The sequence below is a fragment of the Cupriavidus sp. 05T313 genome (assembly GCF_056396665.1).
Genome location: NZ_JBFTLX010000184.1, coordinates 1 through 16,534, shown reverse-complemented (window position 1 = coordinate 16,534; position 16,534 = coordinate 1). Strand labels below are relative to the sequence as shown.

14 protein-coding genes are annotated in these 16,534 nt (G+C 61.8%); 10 read left to right on the top strand and 4 right to left on the bottom strand.

Annotation, left to right across the window (positions count from 1 at the left end):
* Positions 1-279: 279 nt before the first annotated feature.
* Positions 280-951, top strand: coding sequence for a heavy metal response regulator transcription factor (locus AC1DKD_RS29895; protein WP_477112146.1), 672 nt, complete (start codon positions 280-282; stop codon positions 949-951).
* Positions 948-2,411 carry a heavy metal sensor histidine kinase gene (locus AC1DKD_RS29890; protein WP_477144053.1) on the top strand — a complete coding sequence of 488 codons (1,464 nt, stop codon included), beginning with the start codon at positions 948-950 and terminating at the stop codon, positions 2,409-2,411. The genes AC1DKD_RS29895 and AC1DKD_RS29890 overlap by 4 nt, the downstream gene beginning before the upstream one ends.
* A 552-nt stretch (positions 2,412-2,963) precedes the next feature.
* Here the strand turns inward: AC1DKD_RS29890 and AC1DKD_RS29885 are convergent.
* A complete protein-coding gene (locus AC1DKD_RS29885) occupies positions 2,964-4,208 on the bottom strand; it encodes a tyrosine-type recombinase/integrase (RefSeq protein ID WP_477144052.1) in 1,245 nt (414 codons plus the stop codon).
* Between the two features lie 125 nt (positions 4,209-4,333).
* Between AC1DKD_RS29885 and AC1DKD_RS29880 the strand changes: the two genes are divergently transcribed.
* Together AC1DKD_RS29880 and AC1DKD_RS29875 are read left to right on the top strand one after the other, a co-directional pair.
* Positions 4,334-5,395, top strand: a complete 1,062-nt coding sequence (locus AC1DKD_RS29880; RefSeq protein ID WP_477144051.1) for a DNA-binding protein — start codon at positions 4,334-4,336, stop codon at positions 5,393-5,395.
* Positions 5,396-5,656: 261 nt separating this feature from the next.
* Positions 5,657-5,914 carry an H-NS histone family protein gene (locus tag AC1DKD_RS29875; RefSeq protein ID WP_441636115.1) on the top strand — a complete coding sequence of 86 codons (258 nt, stop codon included), beginning with the start codon at positions 5,657-5,659 and terminating at the stop codon, positions 5,912-5,914.
* Positions 5,915-6,040: 126 nt separating this feature from the next.
* Here the strand turns inward: AC1DKD_RS29875 and AC1DKD_RS29870 are convergent, their stop codons facing one another.
* Positions 6,041-6,700 (bottom strand): carbonic anhydrase, encoded by a 660-nt coding sequence (locus AC1DKD_RS29870; protein WP_477144050.1) that lies wholly within the window; start codon positions 6,698-6,700, stop codon positions 6,041-6,043.
* A 173-nt stretch (positions 6,701-6,873) separates the two neighbouring features.
* Here AC1DKD_RS29870 and AC1DKD_RS29865 point away from each other — a divergent pair, with 173 nt between their 5' ends.
* Entirely contained in the window at positions 6,874-7,209 is a 336-nt protein-coding gene (locus tag AC1DKD_RS29865) for a hypothetical protein (protein WP_441636093.1), read from the top strand.
* A gap of 322 nt (positions 7,210-7,531) precedes the next feature.
* Positions 7,532-8,092 carry a transposase gene (locus tag AC1DKD_RS29860; RefSeq protein ID WP_441636095.1) on the top strand — a complete coding sequence of 187 codons (561 nt, stop codon included), beginning with the start codon at positions 7,532-7,534 and terminating at the stop codon, positions 8,090-8,092.
* A 117-nt stretch (positions 8,093-8,209) separates the two neighbouring features.
* Here AC1DKD_RS29860 and AC1DKD_RS29855 read toward each other — a convergent pair whose 3' ends face one another.
* Both AC1DKD_RS29855 and AC1DKD_RS29850 read right to left on the bottom strand, forming a co-directional pair.
* Positions 8,210-9,211: a hypothetical protein gene (locus AC1DKD_RS29855; protein ID WP_441636097.1), complete on the bottom strand. Its 1,002-nt coding sequence runs from the start codon at positions 9,209-9,211 to the stop codon at positions 8,210-8,212.
* Between the two features lie 849 nt (positions 9,212-10,060).
* On the bottom strand, positions 10,061-12,052 hold the full coding sequence (locus AC1DKD_RS29850) for an MFS transporter (protein WP_441636099.1): 1,992 nt from the start codon (positions 12,050-12,052) through the stop codon (positions 10,061-10,063).
* A 1,729-nt stretch (positions 12,053-13,781) separates the two neighbouring features.
* Here AC1DKD_RS29850 and AC1DKD_RS29845 point away from each other — a divergent pair.
* From AC1DKD_RS29845 to AC1DKD_RS29830, 4 genes are all read left to right on the top strand, one after another.
* Positions 13,782-14,720 carry a hypothetical protein gene (locus AC1DKD_RS29845; protein ID WP_477144049.1) on the top strand — a complete coding sequence of 313 codons (939 nt, stop codon included), beginning with the start codon at positions 13,782-13,784 and terminating at the stop codon, positions 14,718-14,720.
* Positions 14,717-15,217: a hypothetical protein gene (locus AC1DKD_RS29840; protein ID WP_441636103.1), complete on the top strand. Its 501-nt coding sequence runs from the start codon at positions 14,717-14,719 to the stop codon at positions 15,215-15,217. Before AC1DKD_RS29845 ends, AC1DKD_RS29840 begins: the two co-directional genes overlap by 4 nt.
* Positions 15,218-15,253: 36 nt before the next feature.
* The gene (locus AC1DKD_RS29835; protein WP_441636105.1) at positions 15,254-16,000 is read left to right on the top strand and encodes a hypothetical protein; all 747 of its coding nucleotides are present in this window, start codon (positions 15,254-15,256) and stop codon (positions 15,998-16,000) included.
* A 130-nt stretch (positions 16,001-16,130) separates the two neighbouring features.
* The coding region (locus AC1DKD_RS29830) for an SH3 domain-containing protein (protein WP_477144048.1) at positions 16,131-16,534 on the top strand (404 nt) is incomplete at its 3' end.

Here is a 16,534-nt window from a genome sequence, read left to right as displayed (position 1 = left end):
GGGCAGCCGCGGCGTTCTGGGCCAGCGCGGCGGGCGCGCCGGCGACGGCGGCGCCGGCCAGCAGGGTGGCGGCCAGCACGGTGCGCGCCAGCTTGCTCGAAACGAAGGTCATGCTGTTTCTCCGAGGGAAAATTGCTGATAGGTTAGGATGGCACCCGGGTCGTTCTGGTGACTTTTTGATGACAAAGGTGTCATCGACCTGCTGCGGCGCCGTCGCTAGAATGGCAGTTCGACCGCTGCTCCCCACCGCGTCCCTCAACCGCGTCCCCCACCCGCATCATGAGCATCCTCGTCATCGAAGACGATCCCAAGACCGGCGACTATCTCCGCAAAGGCCTGCGCGAGAGCGGCTACACCGTGGACCTGGCGCGCACCGGCACGGACGGCCTGCACTTGGCGCTGGAGCACCGCTATGACCTCGTCGTGCTCGACGTGATGCTGCCGGGCATGGATGGCTGGGAGATCATGCGCTCGCTGCGCGCCCAGCGCGACCTGCCGGTGATCTTCCTGACCGCGCGCGACCACGTCAACGACCGCATCCGCGGCCTCGAACTCGGCGCCGACGACTATCTCGTCAAGCCGTTCTCCTTCGTCGAGCTGCTGCTGCGCGTGCGCACGCTGCTGCGGCGCGGCGTGGTGCGCGAGGCGGAGGCGTTCGAGTACGCCGACCTCAAGCTCGACGTCCTGCGCCGCAAGGTGATGCGGCAAGGCGTGGAGATCGCGCTGACCAACAAGGAGTTCCTGCTGCTGCACCTGCTGGTCAAGCGGCAGGGCGAGGCGCTCCCGCGCACGCTGATCGCCGCCGAGGTGTGGGACATGAACTTCGACAGCGACACCAATGTCGTCGACGTGGCCATCAAGCGGCTGCGGGCCAAGGTCGACCAGCCGTTCGAGAGGAAGCTGATCCACACCGTGCGCAGCATCGGCTACACCTTCGGCGAAGGCGCATGAACGTCTGGCTCCAGCGCCCGCACTCGCTGGTGGCGCGCACCATGCTCCTGTTCGCGCTGATCGCCTGCGCGGTGATCGTCGCGCTGGGCGCGTACTTCTACGACTCCGCCAGGACCTCGATGGAAGCGCGCGCCGACCTGCAGCTTATCGGGCGCGTGACACATTTCCGCCGGCTGGCGCGCAGCGTCTACACGATCTCCGAGCTCAAGGACCGGCCGCTGCTGTTCGAGACCATGCTCGGCGCCGAGCGCGACGTGCTGCTCTTCCGCAGGCCGGGCGAGCCACCCTTCATCCACGTCAACCCGGACGACCTGCCGGTGCCGCCGGCGCTTGCCGCGCTGACCCCCGCGGACGGCRCCAGCCTCACCGCCGCCAGCATCCTGCGCACGCAGCTCGACAGCGGCGTGCCGATCCACTGGGCCGCGGCGCGGGCGCGCTCGAACGACGACGGCAGCGTGGTCGAGGTGATCGCGGCCCATCCGATGAACAACGAAGCGCAGATGCTGGCCGCCTACCGCGACCGCGTTCTGCTGGCCACGCTGGTGGGCATGCTGGCGGCCACCGCGCTCGCGTTCCTCGCCATCCGGCGCGGGTTGCGGCCGGTGGGCAGCATCGCCGCGCGCGCGTCACAGATCAGTCCCGTCAGCCTGGCGGTGCGGCTCGACGAGCATGGCGCGCCGGACGAGCTGCGCAGCCTGGTGCGCGCCTTTAATGCCATGCTCGACCGTCTGGGCGAAGGCTACGAACGTCTCTCGCAGTTCTCGGCCGACCTGGCGCACGAGATCCGCACACCGGTGGGCGCGCTGATCGGGCAGACGCAGGTGACGCTGAGCCAGCCGCGCAAGCCGGAGGAATACCGGGAGGTGCTTGAGTCCAACTTGGAGGAGCTCGGCCGGCTGAGGCATATCGCGGAGAACATCCTGTTTCTCGCGCAGGCGGACCACGCGCGGCTGACCATCGAGCAGTCGGCGGTGCCGCTGCGGTCGGAGTTGCACAAGATCGCGGAATACTTCGAGGGGATCGCCGACGAGAAGGGAATGCGCTTCGATGTGGAGGCCGACGGCACGCTCTGGGCCAATGCGCTGCTGTGCCGCCGCGCCATCAACAACCTCGTCGTCAACGCGGTGCGCTATGGCGCGCCGGGCAGCGTGGTGCGCCTGAGCGGCGTGCAGCAGGCCGACGGCACGCTGATCTGCGTGGAAAACCGTGGCGAGCCGATCCCGCCGGCCCAGCTCGGCCGGCTGTTCGACCGTTTCTACCGCGGCGATGCCGCGCGCAGCGGGCTCACCGAGTCCAGCGGCCTGGGCCTGGCCATCGTCAAGGCCATCATGGGCCTGCACAAGGGGCAGGCCGATGCTGCCTGCCCGGAGCCGGGCCTGATCCGGTTCACGCTGCATTTCCCGCTGGCGCCGGCCAGCAGGGCAGGCGCGCGCATGGAGAGTAGCTCTCGCGGGCCGTAGACCGGGCAGCCGAGCCGGTGCCGTCTGTGCGGGTGAAGTGCTGTTTGATTTCTCCTGAACATACTGCGCAATCTGCAACACAGACCCGAGCCGCTGCTTGTTGTCCACAATCGCGCCTCCAGGTTCGGCCCGAAGTCGGCGTAACTGTCGCGGATCAGGCCCGCACGCGGGATTCAGACCCGGCAGCAACGGTTGTGACCCGGCTGACCCCATTCACGGGAAACGAGGCCCGGAGTCTTTTGCCCTACGCGAAGCCCGTCTTAGCATGACAACGCCACGGACGGGATTAGCCGGCCGTGGACCTACCCTCGGGAGACGCGATACCGACCCTCACCCTTCCGTTGCGCATCCCTATCCAGCGCCCGCTCCGCCTCATCACCCGTCGCACCCTTGTAAATGAGATGCACCCCAATCGCCAGCGAATCATGGAGGATTTCTTGGAGGGCCTTCCATGCACTGAACGGGTCGCGGAAGCAGCCGCGTATCCTGCGCTGAGCCGCAGGTGCGGCTCATAGCCGTGGGCAAAGGCCATGGATTGGCATGCGCGCGCGCCTACGTCTTGCTGGTCCAGCCGATCCGATGCCGCTCCTGTGTGGCCTGGTGCCGCGCATCGTCTTCCGTATGCAGGTAAGCGCTGGTGGTCGAGATGGACGCGTGCCCGAAATTGTCCCGCACGAAACGCAGGTCCACCTGCTGGTCGGTCATGTGCGACCCCGCGGTATGGCGCAGCCAGTGCGCCGAGGCGCTGGCGAGCACCGCGGCCCGGCTTTCCCACTCGGGGCCGCGCGCGCGCAGGCGCGCGGCGGCCATCCCGAACACCTCCTTCAGCACCAGATGCAGCGCGCCGCGTGACAAGGGTTTTTCCTTGCCGATGATCGGCAGCACGATGGGGCGCGCCTCACCAGGATGCGGTGCCGGCGGCAGGCCGTACGCCTCGCGATAGCGCGCCAACTCCMCGATCAGTTCGTCCGTGGCCGGCACCAGCCGCGTCTTGTTGCCCTTRCCGGTCACCTCCAGCCACCAGCGCTCCACGCCGTCGCGGTCACGCCGGCAGAAGAAGGCGCCCATGCGGGTCTCGGCCACCTCGGCCGCGCGCAGGCCGCCGAGATACAGCACCGTGAAGAGCCAGCGGCAGCGCGCCGCGTGCAGCCGGTCGCGCTCGGTGGCGGTGTCGTTCGCACCCGGCATCGCCTCGATGGTGTCCTTGACCACCTGCCACATCTCGTGGCTCAGGTAGCGCGTGACCCTGGGCTTGGACTGGCCGCGCCGGTTGCGTGCCAGCGAGAGCGGATTGCCGGCCAGGTAGCCGGCGTCCACCAGCCAGGCGAACAGCGTATTGAGGATCACCATCGCGTGCCGCGCGCTGGCCGGGGAGAGCGGGCCGGCGAACGGCCGCCAGTCCGGCGCACCGCGCGCGAGCTTTTTGCGCGACGCCATGACCCAGCGCCAGGCGGGCTGGGGATCGGCCAGGAAACGCTCGTACAGCAGCAGGTCCTCATGGGTGAGCGACGACAGCGGCTTGCCGTGCTGCATCACGGCCCACAGCAGCAGCCGCTCCACCTCGCGCCGATAGGTCTGCAGGGTGGCCGGCGTGTCGGTATAGCGTGCCAGCCAGGCGGTGACGGCGGCCAGATCGTCAGTGGCCGAGATCTGCGGGGTGCCGCCGCGCGCCCGGTTGCTGCCGGCGGCGCCGGACAGCGCGGCGGGCAGGCGCAGGCGCTCGATCGGGGTGGCGGGTAGGGCCGTGAAGGCAGTGTGGGGGAGCGCGGTGGGTTCCATCGGTGCGGCGGGCGTCATGGCGTGAGCGTAGACGTAATTATAGACAGAAGCCCACTTATGTCTAAAKATTTKCAATWTTACTCARTAAATTMAYGTATTACGTAGTAATATTTATTGAAACTGACCTCGTRCGCCGCCCAAACATGACTGCCAGCCCCGAATCCACGCCGCTCGACGCCGCTCCCGACGCCGCCCTGCAGGCCACGCTCGCCGCCGACGTGGCGACCCTGCGCKCGCAGCTCCCCGAGACYCGCGCGCTCTACCGCGAGGTCTGCGCCCTGTTGTTCTTCCGGTACGGCATCACGCCCACCGCCAACAAGCTCTACGGYYTGGTGCGCAAGGGCAGCATGGGCACGCCCACCGAGGTGCTGGCGCAGTTCTGGGCGGACCTGCGCGGCAAGATGCGCGTGACCATCGACCACCCCGGGCTGCCGGAGGCGCTCAAGGCGATCGCGGCCGACGCCGTGCAGTCGATCTGGCAGGCCGCCAACGAGGCGGCCGCCGGCGAATTGGCCGCCTTGCGGGCCGAAGCGCGGCTGCAGGCGAGCGAGGCGGAAGCGCAGCGCGACCTGGCGCGGGCCGCGGTGGTGGTGGCCGAGCAGGAGACCGCCGCCGTGCAGGCCGGGCTCGACGCGGAGCAGAGCGCACGCGCGGCGCTGCAGGGGGAACTGGACGCCGAGCGCCAGGCCCACGCCGCCGCGCGGGCGCGTCAGGAGGCGGGGCAGCGCCAGATCGAGGCGCTCGAGCGGCAATTGGGAGAGTTGCGTACCCAATTCTCGATGGAGCTGGAACGCACCCGCGAGCAGGTGGCCGTCGCGCAGGAGCGAGCCAGCGCCACCGAGCGCCGCGCGCTGCGCGAGATCGACCAGGAGCGCACGCTGCGCCAGAAGGGCGAGCAGGCGGTCGCGGACCTGCGCGCCGAACTGGCGGCCGTGCAGGCGAAGGCGCAAGATGCCGCCGTGGCCGGCGCCGAGGAGCGGGCGCGGTTGCAGGCCGAGCGCGACACGCTCAGCCGGCAACTGGCGGAGGCAGAGCAGGCGCTCGGACGAGGGCAGGCGGCGCAAGAAGGGCTGCGGGCCGAACTGGCAGCGGCGCTAAGACGGGCCGAGCGCGCGCAAGCGGAAGCCAATGCGACGCGCCACCAGGCGACCGCCAGGCGCCGCGCGCCGACCACACGCACCAAGTTCAAGCCGGGGTCGGCCTGAGGGGGCACCCGAGGGAGGGGATTTGTCCACCGCGCCACGGGATAAGCCTGTGCACAAACCGCGCGAGGACCAGATGCCCGGCGGGCTCCTCGGGYCTGATTAGTTTTTGAGCGGCGGGGTGACCACGTGATTCCCAATCCCCAAGGGAGCAGGTTGCTTTACACCAGCGATCCGCCGGCACAATGTTGAGGCCTAACGGTCTTTGAGACGACAACGCAGGATCCTGCTCCGCAGCTTCCTCAAATCTGTGCACCTAAAATGATGTCGATCGAAATCGAGCGCGCGGAAGCGATCACCTGGATCCGCATCCAGATGGCCCAGCATGGGCTGAGCCTGTCCGACCTGCTGGCCGCCGGCTGCTTTGCCGAGTCGCCTCCGCGCCCAACGCCTGGTGCGGTGCGCTACCGCAACGCGCACGGGCAGGGCTGGGACGGCCGCGGCGCCATGCCGGACTGGTTGCAGCGGGCGGTCAACGCCGGGCAGTCCGTGGAACATTTCCGCGTCGGTCTGACCGAGTGATTGCGCATGGCTACGGTCAGCTTGGCTTTGGTGATCGCGGTGAGTGCATCCTGGATTGGTCTCACATCGCCATGCGGGCACCTGGTCAAGTGGCTCCCTGTTACATCGAGTCGCTGCCAACTTCTCTCACACCTGTCCGCGATTGCGCGAAGCCACAGCAACAGTTGTCGGCGACTCGGCGAGCGGTACGAATCGTCGTGTTGGGCCGTCGAGGGCATCGATGCTACCCTTCTCGATGTCGTAAACCCATCCGTGCAGATTCATGCGCCCCTGTTCGAGTGCAAGTGCCACGGACGGATGGGTGTGTAGATTGGCCAACTGCGCGATCACGTTCTCTCTGACGAGACTGTCGAGCTTGGCGCGAGGGGTATCGAACTGATACGCCGCATTGATCGCTTTCGCAGCATCTGCATGACGCAACCAGCTCGCGACTGCCGGCAGGTGATCAAGACATGTGCAACGCGAGATCGCGCCCATCGCGCCACAGTCGGAGTGCCCGCAGATCACGATGTCCTGCACGCCCAGGACTGCGACCGCATACTCGACGGTGGCCGAAACGCCACCAGGTTCCGGACCGTAGGACGGCACAATGTTTCCGGCATTGCGAATGACGAACAGTTCTCCCGGCTCACGCTGGGTGAGGAGCTCGGGCACGACSCGRCTGTCCGAGCAGGTGACGAACAGCGCCTTYGGATKTTGYGTCGTYGCGAGTTGCTTGAARAGCTCRACKCGTTGAGGATAGACGTCGCGCTGAAAGCGCAGAAAGCCGTCGATGATGTCACGCATGGCGTCCTCCAGATTCAAATACGGGGGGATACAGGCACGACCGTTCGATACTCCCGTCATGCCGGTGCGCTGCGATTATCGCCGATGTCAAGCTTGAGGCAGCGCTGCTAGGCAGTGCTTTCGCGCCGCCCTCGCCGGCGGCGATTGAAGACGCCATGTCGGGAGGTGCACCGGTGAACGCCGCCGATCTCTTTGCCGTGGTCGTCGAGCAGCTCCGCCTCATTCAGGTCGAGATGCGGACCGGTCCGCTGGAGACCGCCCACGCAGGCGCGTCACGACGAGAGCAAGCGCTAGGTCGAGGCGCTCGAGCGGCAGTTGAAGGCATTGCGTACCCAATTCTCGACAGATCTGGAACGCACCTGCGCCAAAGGGCGGAGCAGGCCTTGCGCGCAGCGAAAATCCGCAAAGAAGACTTCAACATGTACTCGATCAATTCTGACAGGCCGCTCGACCCGACCACTGTGGCCATTCTGGGATCATCGTACTTTGCGTGCGAAATCTGGCGGTGACCGCTCCGAATTCGGCTTGCAGTAAGGCTTTTCGGCCATGAGGGCTACTTGGAGCCAGTAACTTTCCAACTGTTTGATTCTTAACAGATTTCACGGCCAGACCGCCAGATTTTACTGAGATGGACCCGACGCCTCCCTTCGGGGGACACTGTCGGCATCAACCTGACATGTGGAGGTTCATCATGGAAGTCGACATACACGCACGCAAAGTACGATGACCCCTCAATGTGGTGCCAGCAGAGCAGCGGCAACCATCCCGCTCTCGATCAATTGGGCGATGACGCGCTGCGCCGCGCAGTTGTGCACAAGGACGTTAGACTCAATGTCGACTACGCTCCCGGCTCCAGCCCGCATTGACGCGCGCGACTATGAGTGTGCGGCTTCCCCGCAGACCGTTCGGCTGATCCGGCAGATCTCGCCAGCCGGTAAGGTGCGCGTGCTCATCACCAATCTGCTCGACATGCACCGATATCCGGCTGCCACCTTCCGCGATCTCTATCATCAGCGCTGGCGCCTGGAGGAGGCGTTTAAACGTCTCAAACACCGCATGGCTCTCGAACACCTGTCAGGCCTATCGCAGTTGGCTGCCAGGCAGGACTTCGGCGCCAAAATCCTGAGCGACAACCTCCACGCCCTGTGCTGCCTCACCGCCGCGCAGGAATATGAGATTGGCTCGGAGCATCGGATCAACCGTGCCTACGCCATCACCGCCCTCAAACCTGTCCTGTCGGCGGCGCTGCTCGGCTTGCGCTGGGCCAAGGCCGCTCTGAATGAGACCTTGGCCGTGATCGCAACACGTATCCATCGCGTGCGGCCGGATCGCGCCAAGCCTCGTCCGTCTCGCCACAAACCTCATCGACATGCTGCATATAAGGCTTGTTGATGCCTAATTGCTGATGCTTATCTTGGGTGGATTGACCGACCGCCGCCTATCGCAATCACGCAACGGACAAGCCTTGGGTGAAACAAAGACGAGAGCGTCGCACATACCGGGAGAGGGTCACGCCGACTTGGACGCAAACGCGTTGATGATCCTATCCATGAACGAAAATACGAGTTCAATGCCGTAGCCCGCAACGAAAGCAAGTGCCCATGCCGGGAGCGTCTTGAATATGGCGCCACCCACTGCCTCCGGCGTGAGCAGCCATACGGATGCAAAGCCTGCCAGCGCGCCGAGCCCGACTCGGGCGATGTGGTGTATGGAGGAAGAATGCGCCAAGGCGTTTTCCGCGATCTCCCGCGTCATTTTTCGCAGGATGTAGGCTTGAGCACCGAGCCAGCCCAGCAGGAGCGGAAGGTAGACGCCGCTTAGACGGGCTGCTACCGCTTGCGCGGCTAGGATCTTCTCGCCCGCCGAGCTAGGCGGGTTCATTGTACCATCATCAATTTTGGAGCAAAGAATACTGAAAAGGAAGTTAGCTTCTTTCTCACACGGTAGTTGAGACCAATTCCAGAGACGCGTAACCAGTATCTCCTGTTCAATGCGATTACGGAGCAGCGCTTCCGGTTTGCCGGCATGCGCCGCCTTGTCCGCTGTGCGCTCGCTGTCCCCAAGTTCCGCATATTTTTGCAATCCGGTCGCGCCTACCGCGTTATAGCCGAGCGTGACGCCGGTAGCGAGTAACACAAACACGAAGATGAATACATTGATATAGCGCCCAAGTGTCAGTTTGTTCCACTCACGACGCCCTTCACGCGAAAACAGGCTCATAAGCTCGGGTAGCCTAGTCTTTGATGCCTCCAGCGTATCCACGGTAACGGGCGCCGTCCTGACGGTCAATGCCTCGTACGCTTTGAAGAATGCCTGCTCATCTTCGATGCACTGCGTCCCTGCAGCAATGGACTTTGCCGTTTTTAAGAGAGGGTCACGGATTTCGCTCTCTATAGCCTTGGCATTTGCAGCGGCGAATGCGAGCAGCTTGCGTGCATCCTCGACCAGCGAAACCAGGTGTTGTTGATAGGCCTGCTGTCGGTCTTCCTGGCTGTTGTTTTGAGTGGCCATCGTAGCTGCCTTTTTTCTGTTTTTGCGCAACGCTCGAACGCTAGCGATGCACGGGAAGTCTCGCTTCCGCCACAGTGAAGTCCGGGTTGGAGGTGTGTCGGTTTTCATACGATCTCTACAGGTCCGCTCAGGTCGCTCAGTGTCATGCGGGTCAGATCTCTCTTGAAATTGCCGTGCCGCCGGGGATGGCGGTCAAGCCATCGAAAAGGGTTGAAGACCACGGTGGTGGTGTTGCCAATACCGCCACCGCGTGGCGCAGGATCGGCGGGACAGCAAGGGAGGGCCAGCTAGGGAGAGCTGCCACATCGCATCTCCTCAGCTAACTATTGACGGCGGCGACGCTCAAGCACCGCTCCGGAGGTCATGCCCTTCGGTCAAAGTCTAGAGGGCGGTCCCGCGCCGCGCCCGCGCCCCAACGAGGGGAATATATGCTTGCACGCAATACCTGAAGACGAACGTGCGATGGCGCACATATTTATGGCACTTTCGCGAACCGTGCCAGCACCGCTACTAGCATTATCCGGGCGCCGTGCTTTGATGCTCCACACACTATATCGAATTCGATACCGCCTATACCCTTATAGCCAGGAATACGCAACAGACCCCAAACAACTCAACTTCCTGCGCACAAAGACGGACGAACGTGACATTGCGTTTCTTCGAACCGGCGTAGGGCGGGCAACGTACCCCGTGAATCAGCGTCGCGAATCGGTAACGCTCGCCCCGCTCGGCGTACAGTGGGAAGCCGAATCGGCGGAAACAGCCGGTAAAACGGAAGGAAGCGTCCACGTAGACCACGCTTCGTAGTCCGCGCGCGACAGGCATGCGGGAAACGGGTTTCTGGCAGCCCTATTCAGGCTGCGGTCTCGTGTTCCCGGCGCGCAGCCCACCCTGCATAAGCGGTAGCGGCTCCGCATCTGCCTTTCTTTCGCGCCACGCACGCAGTGTGCCAAGCGCGACCGAGTGGCGAATGTAGCGGTGCCAGACGAATGCCAGATCAAAGATCAAAATTGCAAGCCACCACGCGTAGAGAAACAACGCACCGGCGAGAACCACGGGCCAGAACGGCTGGTCCGCAGCATCCCACATACGCACAGTGACGATTGCTCCGACCAGCAGGGCGCCAATCAATACCAGGAGGCGGCGGCCCACACGTGGCCGGCGTGGCACCAACCATCCGCTGACGGCGATACAGGCGCCAGCCGCGATGAAGGCCAGTTTTCTGGCGCCGTCGCTGGGCGAAACGATCCACCCGATTATGTGCGCAGAGGGTGGGGACAGAAACTGCGCAACGTCCGTCGGCAGGAAGAGCCAGCAGATTGCCGCGCCAAGCGCGAACATGCCAAGCGAAAGTAGCCGCCACCGGAGCCACGCGCTGGTTCGCTTGCCCTTTGCCTTGACAAGCCTCGGTAGACGCGCGGCGGCTGTTGCCCCCATCAACAGGCAGGCAAGCGCGAACACCGAGCGAGTCAGGAATTCACTGACGGGCTGCGGCGTTTCTGGCTTTGACACGGGCGCCAGTGCCTTGTAGAGGACAAAAACGGCAAGCAAATGCAGGGAAAAACTGAGCAGATATGGAACGCCCGTACTGACGAAGCTTCTCAGGGGCCGAGACTTCGGTCCTTTGACATCCTTGCCGAGCACAACGTTATCGATGAAATGGCCGAACACCTCCTTGTCCGTCCAGTAGTCCGTATGCGCCTTGCCCGGCAGCCAATAGCGGCTGAAGCCATAGTCGTGGGACTCATCAAACTCGAAAGCCTCGCAATCCTTCAGTTTCATATACTCGCGCGCAGTATCGAGTTCGAACCCTACCGGATCTCCGAAATCGTAGTAATTGCGCCATTTGATAGGCTGGGGAAGTTCCAGCGTGGTGCCGTCCTGACGTTCCAGAAGAACGCCTTTATTTTGCCGATGGCATTTGATCTGCATGTTTTCCCACAGCTTCGGCCAGAGCAGAATGTGCTTGTGGATGGGAGACCCTATCGTCATGAATCCGCGTAGACAGCCGATCCAGGTTGTCCCCACCGCGTGATCATTATCGTCGGGATTGCGCCTGGATACGGCGGACAATGCCTCCAGTATGCCGAGGAAACTGATGACAGTGCCTTCGCTGTGCGCCACGATATACAACTCCGGTAGATTGCCAGTCCGCTCTTTGCCCCGCGCGACAATCTGCTGCATCACGTTATGAAAGCGGCAGATAATGACCTCGCGCTGATACTGGAAATCGGCGACAAGTTGAACGTCGCCGACATAATCCCGCAGAACGGGGCCGAGGTCGAATTTGAAGAACCCGGCCTTTTCTGCAACGAAGAGCAGGTTCTGCATCACGGCGACGGTCTCGACCATCTCGTCTACCACGCCGGCAACGAGGGTGAAATCAGCGGGTTCAAGCTTGCCTTGCCTCACGTCGCGCATGTACGCCGCCTGTACACGGCTCACAATCGACAAGCCCCACGCTTTGCCCTCTTCCAATTTGTCTTCTTCCTTGACCACTTTGCGGGGGATGTCCGCCCAATAGACTTCGCCAAAGCTCAGCGACGAGTAAAGCGCATGCAAGTCATTGGCGGCCGTCGATGCGCCGCCATTGCGTTCGGGCAAATCGAGTTGCCTGACATCGATCTGCCCGACGCCTGCAATATCAAAATAGCCGAGTGGCATAACCGGTAGCGCTGGAGCGTAGCGCGCGCCAAATTGACTGGCCACGGATCTTACGGTGTCACTTCGCAACTGACTGCCGATGCCGTGGATCGCAACGACGATCTTTTGCGTGCAAGAAGCGTTCGGATTTTCGCCCGCCGTCGAATCTCCAGCCGGGACGGAGGTTGGGGTATTCATGTCGCATCTCCGCTATCGTGAATCACGGAAGGATGTCGGGCCTTATGCGACGAGACAAGACCCACCAAGACTCATTAACAATAGCGCCAGCGTGGCGGATTTCACTCGTCCAGAAGTCGTATACGGTTGCTTTGCGAATTTAGATATATCTGATGTAAAGGTAATTTAAATCACAAGCCCGCGCGGCGCAATGTCGACTGTCTCTGAGCGAGTTGCAGGCCGCGAAGGGAGAGGCGTTGCTGGCGCTTCTGCTGCGAGGCGGTGCCGACATCGCAGGCCGATCGCACAGAAGGCAGTTCATGTTCACGCCAAATATCGGCGCAATTGTCGGTGACGGCATCGCGTTTGACGGATATCTGGACTGTATCGCAACCTCCTGAACGTCGCAGGGTGTGTGACGAACGTAGACGAGACCTTGCGTTCGTGACACACTCGGGCCGCCCCTCAATTGAGATTTATGAGGCAGTCCCTGCTTGGCAGGCAGCGGGGGCAGTCGTCCGACGTCAGCCGAAGGTGGTCGGCAAGCAGTTCGTCAAACGGCAGAAAATGGCCTGACGGCCTCGGCACGCGCACAATCTGCAGCAGATCCGGGCCGCCGTGCTCAATAACCAGCTCCCAATTTACCGATTAGGTTTAGCGCGGTCGCAGTGGTCTTCGTCAACAAATGTAATTTTTTAACTCTTTTGCTCCACCAAAAGTACTACCTCAATCGGGTGAAATTTTACCTCTGCGTCCTGCTCGTTTGTGGCTTTTTGGATGCTGTGGCTTCGCCAGGATGACAATCCTATTGGGACACTACACTATTCCTTTCATTGCAGAATAGTTAGGAAGGAAAAGTTGAGGAACGAGGACGTGCGCTCCGGCTATTCCGCTACGCTTGCAGTGCAATAAAGTGCCGGTTGCTAATGACGTCAGAACGGAGATCGAGGCCGTGGCGCTTTAGCGCGTGGCCTGCCAGCCTCACGCTGCGAGGCATGAATCGAGACCATAGTGTGGTGGAAGAACACCTCGAATCGATGTTTTGGGATGTCGGCCGGCACATCGTGTGAAGTCCAACAGCGGTAGCATTGATTGAGCTGCGTCCTACCTAATGCCAAATGGGACCGGTGGTGAGGATGCCCCTATCCAGGCGCCCGCAGTATGGAAGCCTATACCTTCCGACTACCAAGGACGGGGTCACCCGGTGGCCATGACCGACTAAGAGGTCCCTCGCCGTTGCCACAAGTGGCTGCTCGGGACACGGCTCCCAGCTTTCCTCGCCCATCCAATCCCGGGCCGACGCACTCATGTCGATCGCAGCCAAAGTGGTCCGGACCTTGCGGGCTTCCGCACGCAGCGCGGACGCCCCCTCGTTGGCTGCTCCGAGATGCCTCCTACATATCCAGTCGGCCGTGCTCAACGACCGGCTCCGGCCGCACGTTGAACAGCTATCCCTCCATCGCCGCGGCAGACGATCGCCGCCTTGCCGCATAGGAAGCCCACGGTCTAGCGCGGTTTCCTACCCACGGACCAGAATGAAAGCGGCCCACTGATTGCGTGGGTGCCCCACGAATGGGGCTTGTCGATGTGTGTAGTAAGAGAAATTAAAGACTGTCTTAAACAAATCGCATAGATCTTTTGGGTGATAACAAGACGGGCCGGGATCGCCTTGACTATGGGTTAGGGTCGGCGTCTTTCCGGCCCAGCGATCGCCTACTACACGTACTCTAGAAGAAGAATAGGAGGCCATATGGCGACTGATAGCCAGGCGAAGTCGACCTCCTTGCGCCAGATTGTGGCGACGGTCGATAAGGTGGTTGCAATCACGGCCAGACGGGTTGGTGTTGAGCCGAGCCCGGGACCGTCATTGCGTGTCATACAGACTGGAACTCTGATTGCTGCCGATCTCGAGCAGGCTGGCGAAGACGATCGTGCGAAGAAGCTGCGGGCTGAGTGGAAGCAGCCAGTTCAATCGGCGACGGCGATGATGCAGTACAGCGAGTCGCTGGAACAGATCGTGAGCGCTGGAAAGGAGGGAAGCGGTGCCGCTCAAGCGGTCGCCCGTGCTGGCGAGCGACTGGCACAGGGCGTAGGCATAGTCCTGCCGCAAGCGATGGGGGTGGCAGTCATGACCGACGCAGCTGCATTTATCTATGGCAACATCGCCGCGGCCCGTGCGAAGTCCTCGCTAAAGGAGGTATTGACGGCCATGCAGCCCGCAGTGGAGCGCATTGCATCCGAGGTGGACAAGCAGCTTGTCGAGATCGGCACGTTACCGCCTCTGGCATACCGAGCCCGTAGGCTTAAGCTGGCACTGCAACAGGAATATCAGGATGACACAGGGTACCTCAAATACCTAGAGTCCACTCGTCGCAAACTCTATAGACCGATGAAGTCGCCGAATGAGAAGGTACCGCCGAATGAGAAGGAAATTGAGCGGATCGACCGAGTTGAGCAAATCGTGAAAGTAAAGCTTGCCCCTATGTATGCGGAACAACAGGCCAACGCCGAGCGGCTGAAGCAAGAACTGGAACTTGTGGCCAACGTCAGGCAGGCGATCGTTGACTGGGCGGACGGCCATCGCGCGTTGCTGCGCGCGGTGGCCAGCGGGGGTGCCGTGGATCCGGCCGCGTTGGAGGCATCCATGGTCAACATTCGGCGTTTGATAATCGCAGTGAGGTCTCAATGAACGAGAGTCAGAATGATCCAAGCGAGGATGAGTGGACCGCCAAGTTGCGCATGGTGCTTGACGACGCAAAAAAGGCGGCTCAAGACGACGACCTTGGCCCCCGCCTAGAAGTTGTTGATCGGCTCACCGATTTCATCGAAGAGTCGTTTCCAAACGATGCACGCGTCCATGCGTTAGACAATATTGCAGCGCAAGCGGCTACAGGCTTGCTTGAGCAAACCATAGAGAAGCGTTTACAAAATATTGCCGCGCGTAACGTGGAGCTTGCGCGGCTAAATAAGACATTCGAGGCGGCCACCGCGAGTGCACAAGAGGAGGCAGCGACACTTCGTCTGGGGCGGGTGCGCTCAGTGCTAACCGTACTCGACCAGGGGCTGAGCGCCATCAAGGATTTGCGCGATGTTCTAAAGACCGGGACCGACAGGGAACTGACAGCCTCACTCGACAAGGCACTTGGCGCGATTCAAGACGTGCGTGCCCAATTGCAACGGCAGTAGGCCACTGCGGCGAGTCAATAAATCGGAGGTAATCCGGTGAAGCTCAATCTTCTTCCTGCAATAGTTGATCCCGCCCCCATCGAGACGCTAGGCGAGCCGGATCTCAAGGAACTTCAACTCGCGCTTGCGATACTAGGCTATCCAGTGGGTGCTATCGATGGTTTGATCGGACCGAAGACCCGGACGGCCTGGGCGGAGTTCAAGACTGACGTGTTCGAAGGCAAGCCTGGCTGGATAGGGCCGGGTTCCGTCAAGGCGCTCGAGGAAAAGCTCGCAGGCTTGACCGTCGAGGGGCATGACCTATCCACGCGTGAAGAAACGATCGAGGCCATTCGTTCGGAATGCCTTGCACAAGGCATTGGTTCACCGGAGCAGGCCGCATACATCGTGGCTACCGTCGAATGGGAGACGGCGAAGACCTTCCGGCCAGTGCGAGAGGCGTTTTGGCTGAGCGAAAGCTGGCGTAAAAAGAACCTGCGGTACTTCCCCTATTATGGGCGCGGCTACGTCCAGCTCACCTGGAAGAACAACTACGAGCGGTACAGCGAGCTCCTTGCGATCGACATGGTCGAGGATCCCGATTTGGCGTTGAACGCCGCGAGTGCACTGTTCATATTGTGCCACGGCTTCAAGACCGGAGCATTTACCGGACACAAAATTACTGAGTACATCCACGGTAGTACGGCAGATTTCGCGAATGCGCGGCGGTGTATCAATGGAACCGATCATGCATCGGATATTGCCCGCCTCGCCGATCACTACCTTTTCCAATTTTCCGGTTGAGCGAGACAGGCGGCCTGCAATGAAATAGTCGCCGGCATTGCGCCTGGCGCTTTCGTGAGGTTAATTTCGATGCTGCGGCGCAGTGCGCACCCTTGTAGCACCTCTGCCGTGTACAAATGGAGGCTATTCCATGAAAAGATACGTAGATGTGGAAGCGCTAAACTTACGTTCCGAGCCTGAGGTTGCGCCGGCGAATCGCATGGCGGTGTTACATCTTGGTCAGCGAGTGGATGTTGTTGATGAAACCGGCAATGGATGGCTGCGGGTCGACGTGAATCAAGAAGGGCAAGTAACTCTGAATGGCTTCGTAAAGCAGGAAATCGCTGCTCAGCCTGCCACTGGCTTTGTGCCGAAAGCCTCTCTGCGAGATCCGGTGTCGGAGGGGCGCGAAGCGCTCGTCGAGCAAGCAATCAAGGAGTGGATTCGGTTCAGGCGCGGGCAGGGGCAGGAGAACGTCAGTCCGTTCTTCAAGTACATTGGCGACATGTGGGCGGCCRTCGGACAGAACTTGGACGGCAAGGATACGGATATCCC